Below are 24737 nucleotides of genomic sequence, written 5' to 3' on the forward strand. Positions count from 1 at the left end.
TACCGGCGGACCAGGGGGGAGGGGCCTACCGGTGGCCCAGGAAAATCGGGTTGGTGAAGGCGGCCGGAACGCCGGGCAGCGGTCCGGCGGCGGTCTCGTGCCGCAGCTCGGCGCGCACGTAGGCGGCGTACGACGCGGTGGTCCGCCACTCCACCACCCCCGCCCCGGACACCGGCAGTGGCGCGCTGGTGTGCAGCAGGCCCTGGTCGGTCACGAACCGGACGGTGCAGCGCGGGGCGCCGGTGACCTCCAGGCGGACGGTGACCGGGGTGTCGTTGTCCACCCGCAACCGCTCGCCGATTCCGGCGTGTTCACCGTGCCCGCCGGACGCGGTGAAGGCGAGGGAGACGTGCTGGGACTCGGCGATGTAGGAACGCCCCGCGCGGATGCCGTCCTGGATGGCCCGACGGGTCAGGTCGTCGGCGAGGACCACGGTCTGCGGGTGGCCGACGACGTCCGGGTCGCGGTGGGCGTCGCTGCCGCCCATCGCCGGGATCCAGTCGCGCCCGTCCCGCTCGTCCTTCGCCTCCCGTCCCTCCCGTCCTCCGCGTCCTCCCCGTCCTCCCCGTCCTTCCCGTCCTTGCCGCACGGACGCGACCAGCAGGGCGTCCCAGTCGGCGAGCGCCACCTCGTCGTCGGGCGTCCAGGGGCCGTTCCACACCTCCACGGCGTCCGCCTCGCCGAAACCGAACTTCCAGTTGCAGCCGATGCAGGTGGCGTGCGGATGGGCGGGGACGACCAGGCCCCCGGCGCGGCGGATCTGCCGGGCGAACCGGCCGAAGCGGTTGTCGCGGGCGCGGTAGCGCCAGTCGACGAAGGTGCCGGGATCCGTGCCGAGCGCCACGACGTGCCCGTTGCGGGTGGTGACCTCCTCGCCCAGCAGCACCAGCAGGTCGTCCCCGGCGGCCTCGGCCCACTGGGCGTGCGCGGAGTGCGTGTTGTGCTCGGAACTGTTGATGAAGTCCAGCCCGGCCGCGCGGGCGAGCGCGGCGATCTCGGCGGGGGTGCGGCGGCCGTCGGAGTACCAGGAGTGCAGATGGCAGTCGCCCCGGTACCAGGCCCGCCCCCGCCCCGTGGCCCGCTCCGGCGGATACACCGGCCGCACCGTCTCGCCGGGCTCCCCGTAGGTCAGCGTCACGGTGATCTCGTACGACAGCCCCCGGGGGGCCACGGTGTACGGGCCGAGGACGATGTGCCAGGTGCCCTCGCGCACGGGGCCGGGGAGGTAGCCGGGGGTGGCGTCGTCGGCGCGCAGGAAGAACTCCGTGCGCGCCCCGCCCGACCAGCCACGGAAGCCCCGGCCGCCCAGCTCGATGCCGCGCTCGTCGAAGATGCCGATGTCGAGGGCGTTGCCCGTGGTGCCGGCCGGCACGGTCGGTCTGTCGTAGGAGTAGGCGACCTTGATCTCGCGTACGCCGTCGGGAACGTCGACGGGGACGTACACGAAGTCGGGGGCGCCCGGCGGGAGGGTGCCGCGCACCGTCCTCGTCTCCTGGCCGTCACGGCCCGCCGCGGAAGCGAAGCTCACGCTTCCCAACGTAAGCGCGGCGGCGGCGCCCGTCAGGAAGACGGCGCGCCGTCCGATCCCGCTGTGGTGCTCCTCGCACATGCTGCTGCTCCCAGGGTGTCGGTGATGACAGGGCGTGGGTGACGCAGGGGTGGTGCGGTGCAACCTTTGTATGGAGCGGTGAACTGCCGCGTAAGGGAAGGGAACGGGCGGACACCGCCGCTCCGGCCGACTCGCCCCGCGCTGATCGGGGGCCGTCACCCTGGGGCGGCGTGTGCGTCCGGAGCGAGCCCACGATGCCGACCGGTCGGTATGGACAGATGGGGTCCGCCCCGGTATTGATGAGGTGCCGCCCGTGCCGGTGGGCGTCGCCGGTACCGGGGAGGTTCGCGGTACCGGTGGGTGTCGCCGGCAGGGGCGAGCGCAGCCGGTGTCGGCGGGACCTCGCCGGTATCGACGAGTCGTCGTCCGCGTACGAAAGGCCGTCCATGCGTATCGCCGTCACGATCTTCCTCACCGACGAGACGATCACCCCCACCCGGCTCGCCCGTGAGCTGGAGCAGCGCGGTTTCGCCGGGCTGTATCTGCCCGAGCACACTCACATCCCCGTCGAGCGGACCACCCCCTACCCGGCGGGCGGCGAGCTGCCCCGTGAGTACGGCCGCACCCTGGACCCCTTCGTCGCGCTCGGGCAGGCGGCGGCCGTCACCGAGCGGCTCGGCGTCGGCACCGGCATCACGCTCGCCGCGCAGCACGACCCGATCGACCTCGCCAAGCAGATCGCGACCCTGGACCACCTCTCCGGCGGCCGGTTCACGCTGGGGCTGGGCTTCGGCTGGAACGTCGAGGAGGCCGCCGACCACGGAGTGCGGTGGCGTACCCGGCGTGAGCTGGTCCGGGACCGGATGGGGCTGATGCGGGCGCTGTGGGCGGAGGAGCCGACGGCGTACGAGGGGGAGTTCGGCGGCGTACGCGCCAGCCTCGCGCACCCCAAGCCGGTGCAGAAGCCGCGCGGCCCGGTCGTCGGACCGCGCACCCTGGTCGGCGGGGCGGCCGGGCCGAAGCTGTTCGCGCACATCTGCGAGTACGCCGACGGCTGGCTGCCCATCGGCGGGCGCGGCCTGTCGGAGTCGCTGCCCGCGCTGCGCACCGCCTGGGCCGACGCCGGCCGCGATCCCGGCGCCCTCCAGGTCGTTCCGTACGCCGTCCGTCCCAGCGCGGGCAAGCTGGCCCACTACGCCGAACTCGGCATCGGGGAGGTCGTGCTGCAGTTGCCGCCCGAGGGGGAGGCGGAGGTGCTCCGGGTACTGGACGGCTACCAGCCCTTCCTGGACGGCGAAGACGGCGAAGGGGCCTGATCACCCCGAACGTATGCTCAAGGGATGACGACTTCCGCGACCCACGGAACCGGCGGCCCGACCGAGAACAGCCTGCGGCGCGCCCTCAAACGCGCCCGGGACGGCGTCTCCCTGGACGTCTCCGAGGCGGCGGTCCTGCTCCAGGCACGCGGTGCGCACCTCCAGGACCTCTCCGCCTCGGCCGCCCGGGTCAGGGACGCGGGGCTCGAGGCCGCGGGCCGGCCCGGTGTCATCACGTACTCGAAGAGCGTCTTCATCCCGCTGACCCGGCTGTGCCGGGACAAGTGCCACTACTGCACGTTCGTCACCGTGCCCGGCAAGCTGCGCCGGGCCGGGCACGGGATGTTCATGTCGCCGGACGAGGTGCTGGACATCGCCCGCGAGGGCGCCGCCCTCGGCTGCAAGGAAGCCCTCATCACCCTCGGCGACAAGCCCGAGGACCGCTGGCCCGAGGCGCGCGAGTGGCTCGACGCGCACGGCTACGACGACACGATCGCGTACGTCCGCGCGATCTCCATCCGGATCCTGGAGGAGACCGGACTCCTCCCGCACCTCAACCCCGGCGTGCTGACCTGGACCGACTTCCAGCGCCTGAAGCCGGTGGCGCCCTCCATGGGCATGATGCTGGAGACCACCGCGACCCGCCTGTGGTCCGAGCCCGGCGGCCCGCACCACGGCTCCCCGGACAAGGAACCGGCCGTGCGCCTGCGCGTCCTGGAGGACGCCGGCCGCTCCTCCGTCCCCTTCACCTCCGGCATCCTCATCGGCATCGGCGAGACCTACGAGGAGCGGGCGGAGTCCCTCTTCGCCCTGCGGAAGATCTCCCGCGCCCACCACGGCATCCAAGAGCTGATCATCCAGAACTTCCGCGCCAAGCCGGACACCGCGATGCGCGGCATGCCGGACGCGGAGCTCGACGAACTGGTCGCCACGGTCGCCGTCGCCCGGCACGTCCTCGGCCCGTCCGCCTGCCTCCAGGCCCCGCCGAACCTGGTCGACTCCGAGTACGAGCGGCTGATCGCGGCCGGTATCGACGACTGGGGCGGGGTCTCCCCGCTCACCATCGACCACGTCAACCCCGAGCGCCCCTGGCCGCAGATCGACGAGCTCGCCGAGAAGTCCCGCGCGGCCGGCTTCGAGCTGCGCGAACGCCTCTGCGTCTACCCGGAGTTCGTCACGCGCGGCGAGCCCTGGCTGGACCCGCGGCTGCGCCCGCACGTCGCCGCGCTCGCCGACCCCGGGACGGGCCTGGCCCGCCCCGACGTCCTCCCGGCGGGGCTGCCCTGGCAGGAGCCGGACGAGGCGTTCACCGCCGCCGGCCGCACCGACCTGCACCGCACCATCGACACCGAGGGCCGCACCGCCGACCGCCGCGACGACTTCGACGAGGTCTACGGCGACTGGGACGCCCTGCGCGAGGCCGCCGCCCCCGGAATGGTCCCGGAACGCATCGACACCGACGTACGCCAGGCCCTGCGCACGGCGGCCGACGACCCGACGCGGCTCACCGACGCGGAGGCGCTCGCGCTGCTGCACGCCGACGGCCCGGCGCTGGACGCCCTGTGCCGGGTGGCCGACGACGTGCGGAAGTCGGCGGTGGGCGACGACGTGACGTACATCGTCACCCGCAACATCAACTTCACCAACGTCTGCTACACCGGCTGCCGTTTCTGCGCCTTCGCGCAGCGCCGCACGGACGCCGACGCGTACACGCTCTCGCTGGACCAGGTGGCCGACCGCGCCCAGCAGGCGTGGGACGTGGGCGCGGTGGAGGTCTGCATGCAGGGCGGCATCCACCCGGACCTGCCCGGGACGGCGTACTTCGACATCGCGCGGGCGGTGAAGTCCCGCGTCCCCGGCATGCACGTGCACGCCTTCTCCCCGATGGAGGTGGTGAACGGCGCGACCCGCACCGGCATGTCCATCCGCGAGTGGCTGACGGCGGCGAAGGAAGCGGGCCTGGACACCATCCCCGGCACGGCGGCGGAGATCCTCGACGACGAGGTCCGCTGGATCCTGACCAAGGGCAAACTGCCGGCGGCCACCTGGACCGAGGTGGTGACCACGGCCCACGAGCTGGGCATCCGCTCCTCCTCGACGATGATGTACGGCCATGTCGACCAGCCCCGCCACTGGCTGGGCCACCTCAGGACGCTGGCGGGCATCCAGCAGCGGACGGGCGGTTTCACGGAGTTCGTCACCCTTCCCTTCGTGCACACCAACGCCCCGGTCTACCTGGCCGGCATCGCCCGCCCCGGCCCGACGATCCGCGACAACCGCGCGGTCACGGCGATGGCGAGGCTGCTGCTGCATCCCTGGATCCCGAACATCCAGACGAGCTGGGTCAAACTGGGCGCGGAGGGTGCGGCCGACATGCTCCGCTCCGGCGCGAACGACCTGGGCGGCACGCTGATGGAGGAGACGATCTCCCGCATGGCGGGCTCCTCCTACGGCTCCTACAAGTCCGTCAAGGACCTCATCGCGGTGGCGGAGGCGGCAGGCCGCCCGGCGAAGCCCCGCACGACCCTGTACGGCGAGGTCTCCGAGGAGCGCCGCCGCACGGCACAGGCCTCCGACGGCCATCTGCCGGAACTGCTGCCGGTGCTGGACTGAGAGCGGGCGGGGGCAGCCGCTGGCAGTAGGATGATCCGACCCGCGTTCCATGGGTTCCGTGGCTTCCATGGATCTCGTAGCTGAGGAGATGCGTACCGGTGTCTGCCCGTCTTCCTTCGTGGGCCTGGGTGACCGGGCTGACCACGGGGGCGATAGCCGTGGTGGCCGTGCTGGCCGTCCAGGCGGACCAGGGGACGAAGCCCACCGCCGCCACGAGCCGGCCGAGCGCGTCGGCGACGGCGGACGCGAAGCCGTCCGCGAAGCCGGAGGAGAAGAAACCGGCGGTGGTACCGGCCGACTCGGGCGCCGGCCGCCGGATCGTCTACTCCCTCGACCAGAAGCGCGTATGGCTGGTCGACGCCAGCGACGCCCCCCGCCGTTCCTTCACGGTATGGCCGGGCACGGTGTCCCCGGACCCCGGCGCCTACGCCATCGGCGCCCGCACGGAGGCCACGACCGGCAGCGACGGCGTGGCGGTCGAGCACATCATGTACTTCGCGGCGAAGTCCGGCGTCTCCGTCGCCTTCTCCAACGCGGTCGACGGCTCCTCACCCCCGCCCCCGGCCCCCGACGCGCAAACCGGCGGAATCCGCGTGGCCAAGGACGACGGCAAGGCCCTGTGGACCTTCGGCACGGCGGGCACGCCGGTCAGGGTCGTGAAGTAGCCGCGCCGACTCGGATCCACGCGCAGTCGCGCGAGCGTCCGTCGCGGCGCGGCGCCGCGGTCCCTCAGTGGGCGTCGCGCCCTTCCGTGTGAGTCCCCGGAAGGTGGTTCACCAGCAGCACCACGCCGCTGAAGACGAACACCCGCAGGGCCGCGTCCAGGCCGTTCCAGTCCTGCGACTGCCACATCGCGAACCACTCGCCGCCGATCGCCATGAAGCCGGCGCCGAACAGGAGCATGGTCATCAGCAGGCCGTAGGTGGAGAAGCGGCGGGCGCGCGGGTGGTCGTGGCGGGCCCAGAGCCAGGTGCCGTAGACCAGGACCAGCGCGGCGGCCGTCTCCCAGGCGATGATCGCGACGTACGCGGCGTCCTGCACGCCCTCGTTCGTGATCGCGCGCCACATCAGGTCGTCGTCCTTGAACGTGGTGTCCATGGCCAGGACATGCCGGACGAACTCCTGGTTCGTGCCGAAGTCAGTGATGTTCCCGAAGGCGACGAGCGCCATGTAGAGGGCGACCGATGCGGTGAGGAGCGCGGCGGTGAGGGGCAGCGCGCCGCGTGCGGTTGTGGTGGGCATGGCGGTTCCTTTCCCCGTACGGCAGCCCGTATCCCGTACGGGGTGAGCCAGAACGGGGCGTGTCGGGTTCCCGGGGGGGGCGGGGGGACGCGCGCGGCGCGGGCACAGCCGTCGATGCGGCAGCTCGTCCAGCGGCGCCGACGTGCCGGGCTGGTGGCCCGCAGCGTCGAACGCGGGCTGTTCCGGGCGGACTTCGACACACCGCCCGGGACGAACGCCACCGCTTCCTGTTCCACGTGCACGGCGACGCGGGCGTCGGGAGGATCTTCCCGCTCCGGGAGTTGGAGCAGATCGCCCGGGAGCGGGGCGCGTTGACGGCGTACGTCGACGAGGGCGCGGACAGCGTGCCCGAGGTCCCGGCGGTGATGAGCCGTCAGTTCGCCGACCGGGGGGCCCGTTTCAAGGAACTGGACGAGGTACCGGCCGCTCGTCGCGAGCGGCGCCACGAGGCTGAGTCGGCCGCGCCCGCCGCGTCGGACCCGGAGCCGGAGGGCGGCCCGTCGGCGGGCAGCATGGCGGTCGCCGGGGCGGGACCGGCCGGGCTCGGTCCCGCGCGTGGGCGCGTGCCCAGCGGGACGCGGTCGTACGTCATCGGGACGGCTGATTCCCGGCCACTTCCGCTCACTCGGGTCACACTCCGCATACCGATCAGCCCCCTGAACCGACCGTCCCCGTTCGATTAGGGTGCTGGGCGTCGTACGTACGGACGGTGCCTGGGAGGTCTGGGTGGCTGGTACTGCCGGGCCCGTGTGGGGGCGCCGTGAGCAGCAGGACTTCCGCAGCCGGGTGCGCGGGACGTTGCTCGGGGTGGCCGTCGGGGACGCGCTGGGCGCGCCCGTGGACGGGGTGGGGATCGACGGGATACGGGCGGCGCACGGCGCGGGGGGCATCGCCGACCTCGCCCCCGCGTACGGGCGGCGCGGTGCCGTCACGCACCACACCCAGCTCACCCTCTTCTCCGTGGACGGCCTGATCCGGGCCCAGGTGCGGCGCGACACCGGGGCCTGGCATCCGCCGACCGATCTGCACCGGGCGTATCTGCGCTGGGCGACCACCCAGCGGGACTGGGGCCCGGACGAGCGGCGCAAGGACGACGGCTGGCTGGCCCGGGAGGAGTGGCTGTACGCCCGCCGGGACCCGGCCCGCGCGCTGCTGCTCGGACTCGGCGACGACACGATGGGGACGCCGGCGGCGCCCAAGAACCCCGGTGCGGCGGGACCGGAGGCCGCCGCGCGTTCCGCGCCGTTCGGACTGCTCGTCGGCTGGGAACCGCAGCTCGTCGCCCAGCTCGCCGTGGAGTGCGCGGCGCAGACCCACGGCCACCCGGTCGCCTGCCTCGCGGCGGGCGCGTACGCCGTGATCGTGCACACGCTGGCCCGGGGCGAGAGCCTGGACACGTCGGTGCAGCGGGCGCTCGCGCTGCTGGCCGCGCGGCCGGGGCACGAGCCGGTGTCGGACGCGCTCCAGCACGCGCTGGGTGCCGTACGGCAGGGGATACCCACCCCCGAGCGGGTGACGGAGCTGGCCGGGAACGCCACCGCCGAGGGGCTGCTCGCCGCCGCCGTGTACTGCGCGCTGGTGGGGGAGGACGTACGGCACGGGCTGTGTCTGGCCGTCAACCAGGACGGGCCCAGCGCCGCGGCCGGTGCGCTGACCGGCGGGCTGCTCGGGGCCCTGCACGGCGAAACGGCCCTCCCGCCGGCCTGGCTGGCCGAGCTGGAGGGCCGTCCCACACTCCTGGAACTGGCCGACGACTTCGCCATGGAGATGACCCAGGGGCCCGCACTGCACGGGCCCGCGGGGTCGTCCCCGGCGTGGCTGGCCAGGTATCCGCGCGGAGCGTCGGCCCTGGAGGCCTGAGCCGCCCTGGGGGCCCGAGCCGCCGTGGGGGCCCGAGCCGCCGTGGGGGCCCGACAAGGCCCCGGCCGGCACCTGGTCCTTCCCTAGTCCTTCACCGGCGCGCGCGTCGTGCCCGGGACCTCCTCCGCCGGGGCCGGGACCGACGCCGCGGCCGAGTCGTCGTCGGTGTTGAGGCGCTCGATGATCGCCAGCCGCTCGGGGGTGTCCTCCGGCTTCAGGAAGCCGATCAGGATGTACAGGACGAGCGAGACCGCCAGCGGGATCGAGACCTGGTACTCCAGCGGCACGCCGCCGTCGACGGCCCAGTGGATCGGGTAGTTCACCAGCCAGAAGGCCAGCAGGCCCGTTCCCCAGCTGACGATCGCCGCCGTCGGGCCGGAGCGGCGGAAGGGCCGCAGCAGACCCAGCATCATCGGGATGGCGATCGGGCCCATCAGACCGGCCACCCACTTGATGACGACGGTGATGATGTCCTTGAAGGCCGGCGAGTTGACCTGGGTCGCGACCGCCATGGACAGGCCGAGGAAGACCACCGTCGTGACCCGGGCCGCGATCAGACCCGACCGCTCGCCCCACATCCGGGCCTTCGCCGACAGCACCGGCGCCACGTCACGCGTGAACACCGCCGCGATGGCGTTGGCGTCCGAGGAGCACATGGCCATCGTGTGGGAGAAGAAGCCGACGATGACCAGGCCCAGCAGGCCGTGCGGCAGCAGCTGTTCGGTCATCAGGGCGTAGGAGTCGGAACCGTCCGGCTTCTGGGACTCCACCAGCAGCGGCGACATCCACATCGGGAAGAACAGCACGAGCGGCCAGACCAGCCACAGAATCGCCGACAGTCGCGCCGAGCGCTCCGCCTCGCGGGCGTTGGGGGTGGCCATGTAGCGCTGGGCCTGGTTGAGCATGCCGCCGTTGTACTCGAACAGCTTGATGAACAGGAACGCCAGCAGGAAGATCGTGCCGTACGGCCCGACCAGCGGCTTCTCGTGCCCCTGGAGTTCCGGCTGGTCCCACACGCCGAAGAAGCCGCCGTGGTCGCCCAGCTCGACGAGCACGGCGAAGAACATGGCGAGACCGGCGAGCAACTGGATGATGAACTGGCCGAGTTCGGTCAGCGCGTCCGCCCACAGGCCGCCGATGGTGCAGTAGATCGCCGTGACCACGCCGGTGATGAGGATGCCCTGGTTGAGCGAGACACCGGTGAACACGGAGAGCAGGGTGGCGATCGCGGCCCACTTCGCGCCCACGTCCACGATCTTCAGCAGCATGCCGGACCAGGCCAGTGCCTGCTGGGTCTTCAGGTCGTACCGGTTCTTCAGGTACTCGAGCGGCGAGGCCACGTGGAGCCGGGAGCGCAGCCGGTTGATCCGCGGCGCGAACAGCTTGGACCCGATGGCGATACCGAGGGCGATGGGGAAGGACCAGGTGACGAAGGACGTCACACCGTAGGTGTAGGCGATGCCGGCGTAGCCGGTGAACATCACCGCGCTGTACCCCGACATGTGGTGGGAGATGCCGGAGAGCCACCACGGCATCTTGCCGCCGGCGGTGAAGAAGTCACTGACGTTGTCCACCCGCTTGTGGGACCAGATGCCGATGCCGACCATCACGCCGAAATAGCCGATGAGCACCGCCCAGTCGAGACTGTTCATGTCCCCCCTTCCAGGGTCCGCCTTGTGAACTCCACTCAGCTGATTGACACTTCGCCTGAGCGGGGTAGGGACGAGGAAGGCCGCGAAGTGCCCGCTCATCGTGGGCGGGGTGGCGCGGGCACGACAAGGAAGCGTCAGGTCAAGAGGGAGTAAAAAAGTTCGCCTTGCTGACCTGAGTTCACGTTCATGAACGGCTGGGAGTGGTCCCGCGAAGGGTCCCGCTCCGGTGGATCAGCGCAGCTCGTCCGGGCACGGAGTGCCCCGCTGCCACTCGTACGGAGCCGCCAGGCGGTACGTCCCCGGCTCCGGCGCGAGCAGCATCGTCCACTTGTCGCCGTTCACGTCCTCCTCCGTCTCCATCAGGCAGCCGTGGACGTTCGCGTACGTCTTCGGCTCGTCCTCCGGACGGCTCTTGGACGCCTCCGTCTCCTGCGGCGGCTCCAGCTTGTTGCCCTCGGCGTCGACGAGGCTCAGCCACGGCGAGTACGGGATGCGGACCAGGATCCGGCCCGCCTTCTCCACCCGCATCGTCATCCCGCCCTGCTCGGCCCGCTCCACGACCGTGTCCGGCTCCGCCATCGGCGTCGGCTCGTCCACCTCGAACAGCTGCCAGTTCGCGTCGCCCCAGATCTGCTTCAGATACGGCAGCCCCCGCTGCACCAGCTCCCGCTCCCGCTGACCGCCGTCACCGTCCGGCTCGTCCTTCGGCAGCACCACGAAGTGCACGGCCCAGCGCTTCAGCCACTCGCGGTAGTTCGCCGAGTTGAGGGTGTCGTCGTAGAAGAGCGGATTGCGCTCCATGTCGGCCTGCCGGTTCCAGCCGCGGGCCAGGTTGACGTACGGAGCGAGGGCGGACGCCTCACGGTGCGAGCGGGCCGGGACGACCTCCACCCGGCCCCGCCCGGCGCCGACCTCCTGCAGCTCGTTCACCAGCGGCGCCAGTTCGCGCGCCCAGGACGCGGCCGGTGTGGTGTGCACGACGTCGTCGACCGACTTGAAGCCGATCCAGCCGGTGAAGCCGACGAAGGCCACGACGATCGCGTACCACTTGAGGGACTTCGGCACCGCGAACGGCAGCGCGGCCACCAGCAGCACCCCGCCGAACAGCATCGCCAGCCGCGTCATGTTCGAGCCGATCTGCGAACTGATCACCCAGACCAGCACCACCCCGAGCCCGTACACCGCGGACGTGATGCGCACGGTCTTCCACTCCCGCGGCACCAGCACGCACACCAGGACCGAGTACAGCAGCGGCAGGATCACCGAACCGATGCCCATCGGCTGGGTCCCCGAGAACGGGAACAGCCAGGCCGACACCGCCACCACCGCGGTCGGCGCCAGCCCCAGCGCCCACGCCCCCGGCCGGCGCCTCTGCAGGAACAGCGCCACCGCCACCAGCCCCACGAACAGCCCCGCCACCGGCGAGGCCATGGTGGCAAGCGCCGCCAGCGGGGCCGCGCACAGCGCCTTCGCCCAGCGCTTGTACCGCCACCGGTACGGCCAGCAGAAGACGACGGCGACCGCGCCGAGCGCGAACATCGTGCCCAGCCCGAACGTCACCCGCCCCGAGGCCGCGTTGCACAGCAGCGCGAACACCCCCGCGAGCGCCGCCCACAGGGGGTTGCGCACCGCCCGGCTGCGCATGAGCACCATCATCAGCAGCCCGGCCGACACCGTGCCCGCGATCATCATCGTGGTCCGCACACCGAGCAGCGACATCAGATACGGCGACACCACGCTGTACGACACGGGGTGCATACCGCCGTACCAGGCGAGGTTGTACGCGGAGTCCGGGTGCCGGCCGACGAACTCGGCCCACGCGTCCTGCGCCGCGAGATCACCGCCGCTGTTGGCGAACGTGAAGAACCAGACGATGTGCAGCAGGCCGGCGAGCGCGGTGACGGACAGCACCGGATGCCGCACCATGCGGGCGCGCACGGCGAGGACGGCGGCCCAGGCGGCGCCGGGGGTGTCCTCGGTGCCGTCAGCGTCCCCCGGGGGCCGCGGTGACTCGGGCGGGGGTATTCGAGGGCCGGATCCCGGACCCGGATCGGCGTCGTCGGCGCGTGTCGGCTCCGCTGTGGCCACCTGAAGGCACTCCCCGTGTCCCGTTCCTTGCCCGTTCTTGCCCGAATCGTGACGCTAGCACGCGCCCCGCCGACCGTCGCCCGGGCGGGCGTCGGCCGACGGGGCGCACGCATCCGTCCGCTCGCCGGACCGTCTCCGGACCGGCTGCGAACCGGCTGCGTACCGGCTCCGGATCAGGCGATGCGCGTCAGCTTGTCCGTGAAGCCGGGCTCCACGAGGTCGTCCTGAAGGGCCACCGGGACCTTGACGGCGCTGCTCGTGCCGTCGCCCACGGTGAGCGTGCCCACCGTCGTACCGGCCTTGGCGGTGTGCGGCAGGTCGGCCCCGGCGAACGTCAGCTTCACCGACAGCCCCGCCCAGCCGACGGCCTTGACGTCCTCCGTGACGGCGACGGGCGTACGGCCGCCGAGACCGTCGTCCACATAGCCGACGACGGTGCCCTTCTTCAGCAGCGTCGCCGACTCCAGAGCCCCCTGCGCGGCCCGGATCAGCTCGTCGCCCGCGGTGAGGGCGGCGGACAGGATGGTGTTGTCCTTGCCGCCCGCCGGCTGGCGCACGACGGCACCGACGACGGTCCGCGTCTCGCCGCCGACCTCCTTCTTCGCCGCGAAGACGAGGTTGCCGAGCGCGGAGGTGGTGGTGCCGGTCTTGATGCCGACGACGCCGTTGCTGCCGACCAGCTGGTTCCAGTTGGAGTGGTTGTCGCCCTTGTAGTCGTCGTACGACATCATCGCGGCCACCTCGCGGAACGCGGGCTGCTTCATCGCCGCCCGGGCCAGCTTCACCTGGTCCACGGCGGTGCTCACGGTGGTGTCGTTCAGGCCCGAGGGGTCGGTGTACGTCGTGTTGGTCATGCCGAGGTCCTCGGCGGCGGCGTTCATCTTCTCGACGAACGCCTTCTCGGAGCCGGCGTCCCAACGGGCCAGCAGCCGCGCGACGTTGTTCGCGGACGCGATCAGGATGCTCTCGATCGCCTCCCGCTGGGAGATCTCGTCACCGGCGGTGACGTTGACGGTCGACTCGTCGCCGGCGTCGGACTGCTTCTCGGCGGTGGGGTCGATCTCGATCATCGGGCCCTCGGCGCCGCTCTTGAGCTGGTGGTCGCGCAGGATCACGTACGCCGTCATGACCTTGGCGACACTGGCGATCGGCACCGGCTTCTGCTCGCCGGAGGAACCGAACGTGCCGATGCCGTCGACGTCCAGCGCGGCCTGACCCGCGTCCGGCCACGGGATCTCGGGCTTGTCGCCCTCGAAGGTGAAGCCGTCCTCGGCGGTGAGTTCCAGGGTGGGCGCCGGGAGCGGGCGGACGTTCTGCGCGACCGCGAAGACGACCAGCAGCAGCAGGACCAGCGGCGTCCAGATCTTGACCCGCCGCACGGCCGTGCGCAGGGGGGTCTGCGGGGGCGGCGGGGTGTTGGTCAGCTCGGCCAGCAGGTCCAGCGGCGGCTTGGGCGGCAGCGGCTGCTGCGTCGTCCGCTCCGGTCCGATCTGCGGGACGGCGGTGGTGACGTCCCCGCCGCGCGGCGGCGTACGGACACCGGGGTCGTCGTACGCCTTCAGCGCCACGAACTTGCTGGTCCGCTCGGACTCGGACTCGGACTCGGACTTGGCCCCGGCCCTCGCGTCGCCCAGCTTGAGCATGGTGGTGGGCTGATCGACGGCGGGCGCCGAGGGACGCCCGGTCCGGAAGACGGCGGTGGGCTGATCGACGGGACCCTTGGGCTTCGCGCCGGCTCCGGACTCGGTGGCTCCGGACTCGGTGGCTCCGGGCTTGGAGGCTCCGGGCTTGGAGGCTCCGGACTTGCCCTCGGGCTCGGCGGGCCCTGACCCGGTTCCGGGCTCGGCGGGCGCGTCATCGGCCTTCGGGCCGCCGTCCTCGCCTGCCCGCGACCCCGCACCGCCGGACCCCGCCCCGGGGGCCTCGTCCGCGTCGTCCGCGTCCTCCACGGCCGGGGCGGGGCTGCCCTCGTCCCCGGACGCGCCGGCTGCGGCGGCGGGCTCCGACGTGCCGCCGGACGCCTCCCGCCCGGCATCCCCGGACGACGACAGCCCCTCGTCCCCGTCCGCGGCGTCCTCGGCCTTCGTCGCCCCGCTGGGGGCAGCTGCCGCCACGGGGCCGTCCTGGGCGTCCGTGGGGGCCTTCGTGGCGGTGTCGCGGCCGGTGTCGTCCGCGCCGGTGTCCGTGTCGGTTGCCGGGGCTTCCTGCCGGGCGTCCGCGGACGGTGCGCCCTCGTCCTCGGTCCCGTCCTCGGTCCCGTCCTCGTGCGCGCCGCTCCCGGCCTTCGTCGCCCCGGTGGGGGCAGTGGCCCCTGCGGAGCCGTCCTGGGCGTCCGTGGGGGCCTTCGTGGCGGTGTCGCGGCCGGTGTCGTCCGCGCCGGTGTCCGTGTCGGTTGCCGGGGCTTCCTGCCGGGCGTCCGCGGACGGTGCGCCCTCGTCCTCGGTCCCGTCCTCGGTCCCGTCCTCGTCCGCGGCGCCCCCGGTCTTCGGCTCCCCGTCGGCGGCAGCCGTCCGCTCGGCGCCGGTCCTCGACCGGCCGCCCCCGGCGGAGGCGTCCTCCGCCCGCGCCGCCCCGTCCGCGTCCTCCACCGATTCCACCGAGTCCGCCGAACGCACCCACGAGGCCGCCACCTCGCGGAGCCGGTCGTCACCCTCCGCTGCGGAATCGTCACGCCCGTCCGCTGCGGAATCGTCACGCTCGGCGGAGGATTCGTCCTCGGCCTCCGCGGTGTCCTCCGTCGCCTCGCGCGCCGACAGCACCCGAGTGGCCGTATCGACGCTCCCTCGGCTCCCCGACGGCGAGCCCTCGCGGGCCACCGCCAATCGGGGATCCCGCTTCTCGGGAACCGGACCCGCGCTCCCCGACGTCGGTTCTGCCGACGACTCGCGCTGCTTCGACCTGTCGGGGGACTCGCCCGCCACCGATGCCTCCTCCATGCGACGCACGCCCCGCGTGCGCCAACCGAACCGTGAACCGCCGCCCGCCACAACGCTCCAGAGCGCTGTCCGAACCATGTACCAGTGTCCTGTGTGCGGGCTTACCCCACGCGGTAGACGAGAACGACATACCTACTGGTTCCCTTACGAACCGGTCACGCACCCTCGACAGACCAATGTGAGAGGGGTCACCCTGTCATTCATCCACGCGGGGAGGCTTGGATGGGCAGGAGCCGCAGAACACTTCCGGAGGAGCTTCTGCTGCTGGCATTGGACCCGACCACGGGTACCACTGCGCAGCCGCAGTCGCTCGACCTCGGTCTGGCCGGAGCACAGCTAGTGGAGCTGGCGCTGGCCGGACGGATAGCCCCAGACGGGGATCGTATCGCCGTGGTCGTGCCACGGCCGACTGGAGACCCAACACTGGACTGCGCGTTGGAGTTGCTGCGAAGGCGTGGCGCTCCCGTGCGGGCGGTCCACTGGATCGGCGGGCCGCGTCTCGGGCTCCGCCAGACCTACCTCTCGCATCTGGAGCGGTGCGGCATGGTGCACGCCGTGGCCGGACAGATGTGCGGGGTGCTGCCGACGACTCGCTACCAGGCGACGGACACCGAGATCAGCCGGGAGATCAGGGCCCGGCTGGACTCCGCGATCCGCACCGGCGTTCCGCCGGACCCGCGGACCGCGGCGCTCGCCGCACTGGCGCACGCGGTGGGTCTCGGCAAGCACCTGTATCCGGGGAACGAGGGACGCTCTTCGCGTTCCCGGTTGCGGGATCTGATCCGGCACGACCCCATGGGCGGACTCGTCGCGCACGCCGTGATGGACGTCCAGAACGGCGTGGCGGCCCAGCCGCGCCGAAGCCCCGCTCCGGCAGGCCGGCAGGCCCCCGCCGGCGGCAGGGCCGCACCGGAACCCGCCCGTGGCGTTCCGGCGCAACCACGCCGCGGATCCATGGCGCGTGCCGTGGCCCACTGAGCACCACCCCCAGGGCCAACGGCACGGCACCCTCGGATCCACGGCACCGCAGACCCGGTCACGGGAGCCGCAGTCCGAGCGGGGCGGAGAGAGCACACGAACTCTCCCCGCCCCGCTCGGCGTGCCCCGGGCCGGTGTCCGTACCCGCCGCCGACCGGTGAACTGGCGTGTACCCGTCGTATATCCACCGTTTCCCAGCGGTGGAAAGCACCTTGGTGGCAGTCTGCTCACCAGCAGACACGCAAAGTGGCAAGTACGAGGCACGCAGCCGGAGGTGCACGTCCCGTGGCGTCCAATGTCAATCCCACCGTCAGGCGGCGCCGGCTGGGCCAGGAGCTGCGCAGGCTTCGTGAGCTCAAGGGCATGACGGCCGAGGAAGTGGCGGAACGACTGCTGGTCTCGCAGTCGAAGATCAGCCGCCTGGAGAACGGCCGGCGCAGCATCAGCCAGCGCGATGTCCGCGACCTGTGCGGGGTCTACGAGGTCGAGGACCAGCGGATCGTCGATTCGCTGATGCAGATGGCCAAGGACTCGCGCCAGCAGGGCTGGTGGCACGCCTTCGGCGACATCCCGTACAGCGTCTACATCGGCCTGGAGACGGACGCCGAGTCGCTCCGCGTCTACGAACCGCAGATCATCACCGGGCTGTTGCAGACCCGCGCGTACGCCGACGCCATCATCCGGGGCGGTTCGCCGGAGGCGTCGGAGCAGGAGAACGACAAGCGGGTCGAGGTCCGGCTGCGCCGGCAGAGCCGGATCACCGCGGAGAAGGATCCGCTGCGGCTGTGGGTGGTCCTGGACGAGGCGTCGCTGCACCGGGTGGTCGGGAGCCGGCAGGTGATGCGGGAACAGCTGGAGCACGTCATGGAGCTGTCCCAGCTGCCGCACATCACCGTGCAGGTGCTGCCGTTCGACGTCGGGGCGCACGCCGGGATCAACGGCCAGTACTCGATCCTGGAGTTCGCCGACGCGGCGGATTCGAGCGTGGTGTACATCGAGGGCGTGACCAGCGACCTGTACCTGGAGAAGCCGCACGACGTGCAGAAGTACACGGTGATGTACGAGCACCTGCGGGCCCAGTCGCTGAACGTGGAACAGTCCCGGCAGCTCGTCGAACGCCTCGCGAAGGACTACGCGCGCTGAGTTCTCCTCAGGCGGGGCGGGATAGTACACCGCTGACATGCCTGACTGTACGTGTCGTCTGGAATATGCCATCCGGTCGAGTGAACGAATGCTCCGGAAGAGGATGTTGGCGAGTAGCGTCGATCACGCCAACCGCCCAGCGGGGGTTGGCGCAATCCGTTCTGCGGGTCCATGCCGGAATGCGCAGGCCGGTGACAGCAACTCAGCATCTGGCTACGGAGCGAACATGGCAATTCGTCTGGGCGCCACGGAAACGTGGACGACGTCCTCCTACACCAACAACAACGGCGCGTGCGTGATGGTCAGGTCGATCACCGAGGAAGCGCTGGAGCTCGGGGACACCAAGGTCCCCGAGGGCCCCAAGCTGGCCTTCCCCGCGGGCGCGTGGAGCGTCTTCGTGGCCTCGGTCAAGGACTGACCGGACCGGTTGCCGGCCGTCGGCACCACCGACGGGGCCCTCTCGACCTGTTCGCCGTCCTGGCCGAGAGGGCTCGGCCGTGGCCTCCCGGCTCAGCCCGCCGGGAGCGCCGCCGGGAGGGATCCCGGGACCGCCACCGGGACGTTCACCGGGAGGCCACCGGGAAGGCCACGTCACACACCGGGTCCTCGGGGCCCGCGGCCGACCAGTCGGCGAAGTACACCTCCCGGCAGGGACCCGCGGGTGTCAGCCCCTCGGCCGCCATCCACTGCTCCACCGCCTCGAAGGCGGCCAGGATCTGCGGATGCGCCACCTGCGCCTTGGTGATCCGGGTGTAGGCCAGCCGCCGGGCCGGCTCCACCCGTACCGTCGTCTCCCGGGCCCGGCCGTGCCGCTCGGCCCACTCCCGCGCCGCCGCCTCGTCGGCGACCGGCAGACACGCCTCCGCGGGACCGTCGCTCTCCATCGACACCTCGGCGTGGTACGCGACGAACGGCGCCCCCGTCACACCCCCGCACTCCGGGGCCGCCGCCTCCAGCCGCCCCAGCGCGGCCCCGATCCACGTCGGCAACTCGTCGGCCAGCGTGTGCCGCGACTCGGTGATCAGCACCTGCCCCGGCACGTCCACCGTCTCGACCACGAACTTCCCGTACATCTCGGAACTCCTCCCGGACAACCGGCCACGGAGGTAGTCGGCGAGCGTCCGCCGCGCGGCGTGCCGCGCCTCGACGTCCGCCCAGTAGGCGGTGAGCCGTTCGGCCGCCATCGCACCGTCGTCCGCGTCGGTGCATTCGACGACCTCGGCGATCCGGGCGAGCGGCATGTCCAGCTGCCGCAACAGCGCCACCAGCCGGGCCCGTTCGACCTGACCGGCCCGGTAGAACCGGTAACCGGTGGCCTCGTCGACCCGCGCCGGGGCCAGCAGCCCCAGCCGGTCGTACAAGCGCAGGGCCTTGGCCGACAGCCGGGCCCGCGCAGCGAACGCCCCGATGCCGATCAGTTCCTCGTCCACGCCGACATCCTCCGTCGCCGGGCGGCCCTTCCGCCCGGCGACGAAGACACTCACCCCTGCCCCAGGGGCAAGGTCAACGGGGGGACGTCAGGCGAGGGCGCTCTCCACCGCCGCCACGACCTCCGCCGACTCCGGCTCGGTCTGCGGCGAGAAGCGGGCGACGACCTCGCCGTCCCGCCCGATCAGGAACTTCTCGAAGTTCCAGCGGATGTCCCCGCTGTGGCCCTCGGCGTCGGCGAAACCGACCAGCCGCTCGTACAGCGCGTGCCGCCCCTCCCCGTTGACCTCGACCTTCTCCGTCATCGGGAAGGTCACCCCGTACGTCGCCGAACAGAACTCGGCGATCTCCTGCGCGCTGCCCGGCTCCTGCCCGAGGAACTGGTTGCAGGGCACGCCGAGCACGGTGAAGCCCCGCTCCGCGTAACGCTCGTGCAGCCGCTCCAGGCCGGCGTACTGCGGGGTCAGCCCGCACTTGGAGGCCACGTTCACGACCAGCACCGCCCGGCCCGCGTACTGGGCCAGGCCGGCGGAACCGCCGTTCAGGGCGCCGATCTCGACATCGAGGGGAGAGGTGTCGTTGTTCTCTGCGTTCTCTGCGATCGTCATGAACCGACCCTAGACCGAGGACGTGACGCTTTCGTGACCGGCCTCGGCCGACACCTTCAGCGCACGGCCCGAGGTCACTGCTGCTCCGGAGCGTCCTGCGGATCCTCGTCCCGGGGATCCTCCCCCTCCACCAGCCGCTCCGCGATGTCGTCCGCCCACGCCTGCGCCCAGCGACGCAGGTCCTCGATGGCCGGGGCGTCGAGCCCGTGGGCGCGGAACCCGCCGTCGTCGAGCCACTCGGCGCCGGTCAGACGGGACTGGAGCTCGGTCAGGTCGAAGGTGTCCGGGGCGTGACGGCGCCCCAGCTCCTCGAGCTCCGGGGGGCTCCACCGCCGGGAGGCGGCGTGGACGTCGACGAGGTCACGGGGCAGCCCACGGTCCGCCAGCGCCCGTACGGTCGTACCGACGAGATCCTCCAGGGAGAGCGCCGGACCGGCCGGCGTCCTGACCGCCGGACGCCACAGCACCTCCTTGCGGAGGTCGACCCGGTACTCGGCACCGGACGCGGGATCACCGACGGTCAGCCGCGCGGCCAGCGGATCGGCCTCCAGGCCCTTGACCGCCCAGCCGCGCCCCTCGAGACCGGCCCGCACCGCCTCGGCGATCTCCGCCATGGCCGCGGGATGCTCGGTGGCCAGGTCCACACCCCGGCTGAGCCGGGCGTCCACCAGCCGGTGCGCCCGCACGGCGTCACCACCGGCCAGGACGAGGGCATACGGCGTCCCGACGGCGAGCAGATCGCCCGCCAGCCGCTCATGCACGGCGCCCGCGTCGACCGGAGGTGAGGCCATGCCCCGATTATCGCCCGCGCCGAGGGCTCAAACCTTGCGTCCCACTCCGCAGTAGGCGTCCACGGACTCGTCGCCCCCCGCCGCGGCAGCGTCCGGCCGCCACTCCGGCACCCGTACGACACCCGGCTCCACGAGCTCCAGCCCTTCGAAGAACCCGGCGATCTCCTCGACGTCCCGCACGTAGTACGGCACCGCGCCGCTCGAGTTGTACGCGTCGGACGCCGCGATCATGCCCTCACTGGTGGCGGTGCTGTCACTGATCACGAGGTAGCTGCCCGGGGCCAGCCCCGCCATGAGCCGGCGCACCAGGTCACGGGCCCGCTCGTAGTCGGCGACATGGCCGAGGGTGTTGAGGATCATCAGCGCGACGGGCCGGGAGAGGTCGAGCGTTTCGGCGGCGGCCCGCAGCACGGCCTCGGGGTCGTACAGATCGGCGTCGAGGTACGCCGTCTCGCCCTCGGGCGTGCTGGTGAGCAGGGCCTGCGCGTGGGTGAGGACGATCGGGTCGTTGTCCACGTACACGATCCGCGCGTCGGGGGCGACCTGCTGCGCCACCTGGTGCGTGTTGTCGGCGGTCGGCAGTCCGGTGCCGACGTCCAGGAACTGCCGTATCCCCTGCTCACCGGCGAGATGACGGACGGCCCGTCCGAGGAACCGCCGGCTGGTGAGCGCCACGTCGACGAGCCCGGGGAAGATCCCCTTGATCTGCTCGCCTATCTCCCGGTCGACCTCGTAGTTGTCCTTGCCGCCGACGAAGTAGTTCCAGAACCGCGCCGAGTGCGGTGTGGTCGTATCGATGCGCGCACGAACCGCGAAGCCGGCGCTGTCCTGGGCTATGTCCTCCGACACGCGGAGCCTCCTGTTGCTGGGCGGTGACCAATACCCCCAACCTATGCGAACAGGTCCTGACGCGCGCCGAATCGCAGGCCACGGGCGGTACGGCCCGGGAGCGGGGCCTCCCGGGCCGACGGCGGGTCACGACGGGCCGACGGCGGGTCACCGCGCCTGCACGGCCTCCCGCTTCTCCACCTGCGCGGCCACCCGCGCCTGCCGGGTCCGGGGGCCGAACACGGCCAGGACGACGGCCCCGACCAGCCACGTCCCGGCGATGAAGTAGAAGACGCTCCGGTAGCCGTCGCTCTGATAGAGCGCCGCGACGATCAGCGGGCCGACGGCGTTCGACAGCCGGCCGAGGCCGCGATCAAGTACGCGGGCCCCGGCGCCACCATCACGCTCGGCTGCACCACCGAGGGCCCCTTCGTGGTGCTCACGGTGACGGACGACGGTCCCGGCCTGAACGCGGAGGAAATCGCCCAGGCCACGACACGCTTCTGGCGCGCGGCCCGGCAGGCCGGAACGACGGGTACGGGCCTGGGCCTGGCCATCGCCGAACAGCTCCTGGCCGGCCGGGGAGGCCGACTGGAACTCGAACCGGCACGGCCCCGGGGACTGCGGGCCAGGGCACTCGTCCCGCGCCCGGCGGCCGACGGCGGTGCGTCATGACCCCGCCCGATGACCGCCGTACGGCCGACCGTCGTGCCGGTGAACGTGGTTTCTCCGACCGTCGTACGGCCGACCGTCGTGCCGATGATCGCCGTACGGGTGACCGTGGTACCGCCGACCGTCGTGCCGCGGACCCGCGTGTCCTCGACCGCCCTGTCGTCGGCCGCCGTACCGCCCTGCGTGCCGCCGTCGGCTCGGCGGCCGTCGTCGCCCTCGGGGCCGCCCTCGCCGGTGACGCCTCACGGCAGGACCCCGGGCCGAGCGGTGAGCCGCTCCTCGCGACGGGGGAGCCCACGGCGTTCTACCCGGCCTTCGGCCGCCTCCTCGCCGCCGAGATCGAACGCGCACACCCCCGCCTGAGCTGCCGCCTCCGCACCACCGCGGGCAGCATCGCCAACATCGAGCTGCTGCGCGACGGCCACGCCGACCTCGCGCTCGTCCGCTCGCTGCACGGGTGAGCCACGAGCGCGGATCGGGTGGGAGCCGGGTGGGACCGTTCGTGATCAGTCGCCGTGACCGAGCACGGCGGTGACACGGATCTCGACCCGCATCCCCGGCGCGCCGAGTGCCGACATCCCGACCTGCGTCCAGATGGGCGCGCGGTCGCCCATGCGGCGGCGGAACTGCTCCACCATGACCCGGTTGTGGTCCTCACCGATGGAGTCCGCGGCGGTCGGGAGGTGATACGAGTTCACGGCGATGACATCGCGCCACGTGGCCCCGGCCGTCGCGAGGGTCCGCTCGACGTTGTCGAACGCCCGGACGATCTCGTCCTCCAGGGCCTCGGGGAAGGTGAAGTCGTCGTCCCACCCGCCCTGCCCCGAGATCTCGACGCGGTCGCCGGTCCGCACGGCCTGGCTGTAGCGCAGGTCGGCCAACAGCGTGTCGCCGTAGCCGGGGGTGACGAAGAACTCGGGCCTGCTCGTGGTGGAAGGGGTGGCAGTCATGGTGATCGATCCTCTCCTGTGACTTCAAGCGTGAAGTGAAGCTACCACGCCTTCACTTCACGTGTGAAGTGAAGGCCGCTTGGTAGGGTGTGCCCATGACCAGCCCCTCACCCCCGAACACCGGCGGTGGCGCCCCCGACGAGCCGCAGTGGCTCACCCCGGAGGAGAAGGAAGCCTGGACCGGGCTGGCCTCCTTGGTCCTGCTGCTGCCGGGCCGGCTGGAGTCGCCGCTGCAGCGTGAGGCGGGCCTGACGCTCTTCGAGTACCTGACCCTCAGCCACATCTCCGAGACCCCGGAACGCCGCCTGCGGATGAGCGAACTGGCCTACCTGACGAACGGCTCGCTCTCCCGGCTGTCCAACGTCGTCAAACGGTTCGAGCAGCGGGGATGGGTGGAGCGCTTCCCCGACCCCGAAGACGGCCGCTTCACGATCGCCGCCCTGACCGAGGCCGGCTACGAGGTGGTCGTCGCCGCGGCACCGACCCATGTGCGCGCGGTGCGCCGGCTGGTCCTCGACCCGCTGACCGCCGCCGACCAGCGGGCGCTGGCCCGCATCGCCGCCAAACTCCGCACGCGCCCGGTGGACCTGGCCTAGGCCCTGTCGTCAAACTCCCGTCTGCCCCGCGACGCCATGCACGCACTCTCGCCGCACCGGGCCCTGACCCGAGTACATCCAGTACGAGGGCCAGGGCCCGGCACACCGAGAGCACGCACCTGACGCCGCAGGGCCGCCCTCCGGGCGACGACGGGAGTTTGACGACAGGACCTAGGGGCCTGGCGCCTGCTGCCGCCGGCGTCGGCCGCGCCGGTGATGCCCACCCGGTGGCGCTTTGCGACGGCGGGACGTCCGGCTGCGAACGTGCGGCTCAGTGGTCGTCGCGGATGGTCCTCGCGATGCCGTTGCGCGTCGCCCGGCCACTGCCATGACCTCGGGCCATGTCGGCCTCCGGCAGGCTGCGTGCGGGCGTCGCGCTCGGCGGTGGGAAGGGCATCGGCCATGGCCGATCCGATCGGGCACAGGATGTCGGGTCGGGCAGGGGGTCTGCTTCCTAGCGTGGTGATCGCGAAAGAGGAAGGAGACCGGACGTGCTGGAGCGTCTCAACCAGGCCCTGGAGTACATCGAGGGCCGTCTCGACCAGCAGCTCGACGTGACCGAGCTGGCGCGCATCGCGGCCACCTCGGAGTACCACCTGCGCCGGATGTTCTCCGCGCTCGCGGGCGTGCCGCTGTCGGAGTACGTACGGCGCCGTCGGCTCACTGTCGCGGGCGCCGAGGTGCTGGCAGGGCGGGAGTCGCTGCTGGAGATCGCGGTGCGCTACGGCTACGGCTCGGGCGAGGCGTTCGCGCGGGCGTTCCGTGCCATGCACGGCATCGGACCGGGTGAGGCCCGGCGCACCGGTGCCGCACTCGTCTCCCAGCCCCGGTTGGCCTTCCGCCTCACTGTCGAAGGGAGCAGCAGCATGCGCTATCGCGTAGTGGACAGGCCGGATTTCGACGTCGTCGGGCTCAAGACCCGGGTGCCACTGGTGCACACGGGACCGAACCGGGCGATCATCAACTTCGTCCGCGGGATCGGACCGCGGATGCTGGAACGCCTGGAGAAGTTGTCGGACCAGGAGCCGCAGGGCATCGTCGCGGTCTGCGACGACCTGGACCCGAGCCGCGCCGAGGGCACCGAGCTCGACTACTACCACGGGGTGATCACGACAGCGTCCGCCCCGGAGGGCACCACCGCGCTGTCCGTCCCGGCCGGCACCTGGGCGGTCTTCACCACCTCGGGGCCGGCCCCGCAGGCCATCCAGGAGCTGTGGCGGGACGTGTTCACCCAGTGGTTCCCGTCCAACCCGTACCGCAGCCGCCCCGGCCCCGAGATCCTGCGCACCCGCCTGTCCCCGGACGGGACCGAAGCCGATGCCGAGCTGTGGCTCCCGGTGGAACGCGACCGGAGCTGAACACGACGCCGGGCTCATAGGCGTGGGGGAGGCGGCATGCGGGTGCGGAGCCCGTCGGCCGCCTCGTCCACTGTGGCCGCGCCGCGACCGCGGCCGGAGGCGGGCGACACGGCCAGTGGAACCGGTCTG

At 72.2% G+C, this 24737-nt stretch carries 22 protein-coding genes and 1 pseudogene; 12 read left to right on the forward strand and 11 right to left on the reverse strand.

What is annotated here, in order from left to right:
* Positions 1-25 precede the first annotated feature (25 nt).
* Complete coding sequence (locus IE178_RS21615; RefSeq protein WP_193513446.1) at positions 26-1609, reverse strand: CehA/McbA family metallohydrolase; 1584 nt, start codon at positions 1607-1609, stop codon at positions 26-28.
* A 386-nt stretch (positions 1610-1995) separates the two neighbouring features.
* On the opposite strand from IE178_RS21615, the gene IE178_RS21620 reads away from it, so the two are divergent.
* From IE178_RS21620 to IE178_RS21630, 3 genes are all read left to right on the forward strand, one after another.
* A complete protein-coding gene (locus IE178_RS21620) occupies positions 1996-2865 on the forward strand; it encodes an LLM class F420-dependent oxidoreductase (RefSeq protein WP_193513447.1) in 870 nt (289 codons plus the stop codon).
* A gap of 24 nt (positions 2866-2889) precedes the next feature.
* Positions 2890-5478, forward strand: coding sequence for a bifunctional FO biosynthesis protein CofGH (locus IE178_RS21625; protein ID WP_193513448.1), 2589 nt, complete (start codon positions 2890-2892; stop codon positions 5476-5478).
* Between the two features lie 98 nt (positions 5479-5576).
* Positions 5577-6143 (forward strand): hypothetical protein, encoded by a 567-nt coding sequence (locus IE178_RS21630; protein WP_193513449.1) that lies wholly within the window; start codon positions 5577-5579, stop codon positions 6141-6143.
* A 64-nt stretch (positions 6144-6207) separates the two neighbouring features.
* On the opposite strand, the gene IE178_RS21635 is transcribed toward IE178_RS21630, so the two are convergent.
* The gene (locus tag IE178_RS21635) at positions 6208-6720 is read right to left on the reverse strand and encodes a DUF2165 domain-containing protein (protein ID WP_193513450.1); all 513 of its coding nucleotides are present in this window, start codon (positions 6718-6720) and stop codon (positions 6208-6210) included.
* 236 nt (positions 6721-6956) lie between these two features.
* Here IE178_RS21635 and IE178_RS21640 point away from each other — a divergent pair, with 236 nt between their 5' ends.
* Both IE178_RS21640 and IE178_RS21645 read left to right on the forward strand, forming a co-directional pair.
* Positions 6957-7403: a hypothetical protein gene (locus IE178_RS21640; protein ID WP_193513451.1), complete on the forward strand. Its 447-nt coding sequence runs from the start codon at positions 6957-6959 to the stop codon at positions 7401-7403.
* Positions 7404-7446: 43 nt separating this feature from the next.
* Positions 7447-8580 (forward strand): ADP-ribosylglycohydrolase family protein, encoded by a 1134-nt coding sequence (locus tag IE178_RS21645; protein ID WP_193513452.1) that lies wholly within the window; start codon positions 7447-7449, stop codon positions 8578-8580.
* Between the two features lie 83 nt (positions 8581-8663).
* Here IE178_RS21645 and IE178_RS21650 read toward each other — a convergent pair whose 3' ends face one another.
* The 3 genes from IE178_RS21650 to IE178_RS21660 all read right to left on the reverse strand — a co-directional run bounded on the left by IE178_RS21650 (position 8664) and on the right by IE178_RS21660 (position 15079).
* Positions 8664-10232, reverse strand: coding sequence for a sodium:solute symporter family protein (locus IE178_RS21650; protein ID WP_193513453.1), 1569 nt, complete (start codon positions 10230-10232; stop codon positions 8664-8666).
* Positions 10233-10463: 231 nt separating this feature from the next.
* The gene (locus tag IE178_RS21655; protein WP_193513454.1) at positions 10464-12320 is read right to left on the reverse strand and encodes a DUF8823 domain-containing protein; all 1857 of its coding nucleotides are present in this window, start codon (positions 12318-12320) and stop codon (positions 10464-10466) included.
* A gap of 173 nt (positions 12321-12493) precedes the next feature.
* Entirely contained in the window at positions 12494-15079 is a 2586-nt protein-coding gene (locus IE178_RS21660; protein WP_438874399.1) for a serine hydrolase, read from the reverse strand.
* A gap of 399 nt (positions 15080-15478) precedes the next feature.
* Between IE178_RS21660 and IE178_RS21665 the strand changes: the two genes are divergently transcribed.
* The 3 genes from IE178_RS21665 (at position 15479) to IE178_RS21675 (ending at position 17795) form a co-directional block, all read left to right on the forward strand.
* A complete protein-coding gene (locus IE178_RS21665; protein WP_184763790.1) occupies positions 15479-16234 on the forward strand; it encodes a GOLPH3/VPS74 family protein in 756 nt (251 codons plus the stop codon).
* 285 nt (positions 16235-16519) lie between these two features.
* The gene (locus tag IE178_RS21670; RefSeq protein ID WP_184763789.1) at positions 16520-17377 is read left to right on the forward strand and encodes a helix-turn-helix domain-containing protein; all 858 of its coding nucleotides are present in this window, start codon (positions 16520-16522) and stop codon (positions 17375-17377) included.
* A gap of 226 nt (positions 17378-17603) precedes the next feature.
* On the forward strand, positions 17604-17795 hold the full coding sequence (locus tag IE178_RS21675; RefSeq protein ID WP_193513456.1) for a DUF397 domain-containing protein: 192 nt from the start codon (positions 17604-17606) through the stop codon (positions 17793-17795).
* Positions 17796-17940: 145 nt separating this feature from the next.
* On the opposite strand, the gene IE178_RS21680 is transcribed toward IE178_RS21675, so the two are convergent.
* The 5 genes and pseudogenes from IE178_RS21680 to IE178_RS36095 all read right to left on the reverse strand — a co-directional run.
* Entirely contained in the window at positions 17941-18807 is an 867-nt protein-coding gene (locus IE178_RS21680) for a MerR family transcriptional regulator (protein ID WP_184763787.1), read from the reverse strand.
* Positions 18808-18894: 87 nt separating this feature from the next.
* Entirely contained in the window at positions 18895-19413 is a 519-nt protein-coding gene (locus tag IE178_RS21685; RefSeq protein WP_229876325.1) for a glutathione peroxidase, read from the reverse strand.
* Positions 19414-19487: 74 nt separating this feature from the next.
* On the reverse strand, positions 19488-20204 hold the full coding sequence (locus IE178_RS21690; RefSeq protein WP_193513457.1) for a nucleotidyl transferase AbiEii/AbiGii toxin family protein: 717 nt from the start codon (positions 20202-20204) through the stop codon (positions 19488-19490).
* A 27-nt stretch (positions 20205-20231) separates the two neighbouring features.
* Complete coding sequence (locus IE178_RS21695; protein ID WP_193513458.1) at positions 20232-21053, reverse strand: SAM-dependent methyltransferase; 822 nt, start codon at positions 21051-21053, stop codon at positions 20232-20234.
* 147 nt (positions 21054-21200) lie between these two features.
* A pseudogene (locus IE178_RS36095) lies at positions 21201-21401 on the reverse strand (MFS transporter); the annotation flags it as partial.
* Between the two features lie 30 nt (positions 21402-21431).
* Here IE178_RS36095 and IE178_RS36100 point away from each other — a divergent pair.
* Both IE178_RS36100 and IE178_RS21705 read left to right on the forward strand, forming a co-directional pair.
* Positions 21432-21707, forward strand: coding sequence for a sensor histidine kinase (locus IE178_RS36100; protein WP_318280177.1), 276 nt, complete (start codon positions 21432-21434; stop codon positions 21705-21707).
* The gene (locus IE178_RS21705) at positions 21704-22165 is read left to right on the forward strand and encodes a hypothetical protein (RefSeq protein ID WP_193513459.1); all 462 of its coding nucleotides are present in this window, start codon (positions 21704-21706) and stop codon (positions 22163-22165) included. Before IE178_RS36100 ends, IE178_RS21705 begins: the two co-directional genes overlap by 4 nt.
* A gap of 45 nt (positions 22166-22210) precedes the next feature.
* Here IE178_RS21705 and IE178_RS21710 read toward each other — a convergent pair whose 3' ends face one another.
* Entirely contained in the window at positions 22211-22654 is a 444-nt protein-coding gene (locus IE178_RS21710) for a RidA family protein (protein ID WP_193513460.1), read from the reverse strand.
* Positions 22655-22749: 95 nt separating this feature from the next.
* On the opposite strand from IE178_RS21710, the gene IE178_RS21715 reads away from it, so the two are divergent.
* Both IE178_RS21715 and IE178_RS21720 read left to right on the forward strand, forming a co-directional pair.
* Positions 22750-23250 (forward strand): MarR family winged helix-turn-helix transcriptional regulator, encoded by a 501-nt coding sequence (locus IE178_RS21715; protein ID WP_193513461.1) that lies wholly within the window; start codon positions 22750-22752, stop codon positions 23248-23250.
* Between the two features lie 491 nt (positions 23251-23741).
* Positions 23742-24608, forward strand: coding sequence for an AraC family transcriptional regulator (locus IE178_RS21720; protein WP_193513462.1), 867 nt, complete (start codon positions 23742-23744; stop codon positions 24606-24608).
* Positions 24609-24737 lie beyond the last annotated feature (129 nt).

The organism is Streptomyces griseoloalbus (genome assembly GCA_014650015.1).
GTDB lineage: Bacteria > Actinomycetota > Actinomycetes > Streptomycetales > Streptomycetaceae > Streptomyces > Streptomyces griseoloalbus.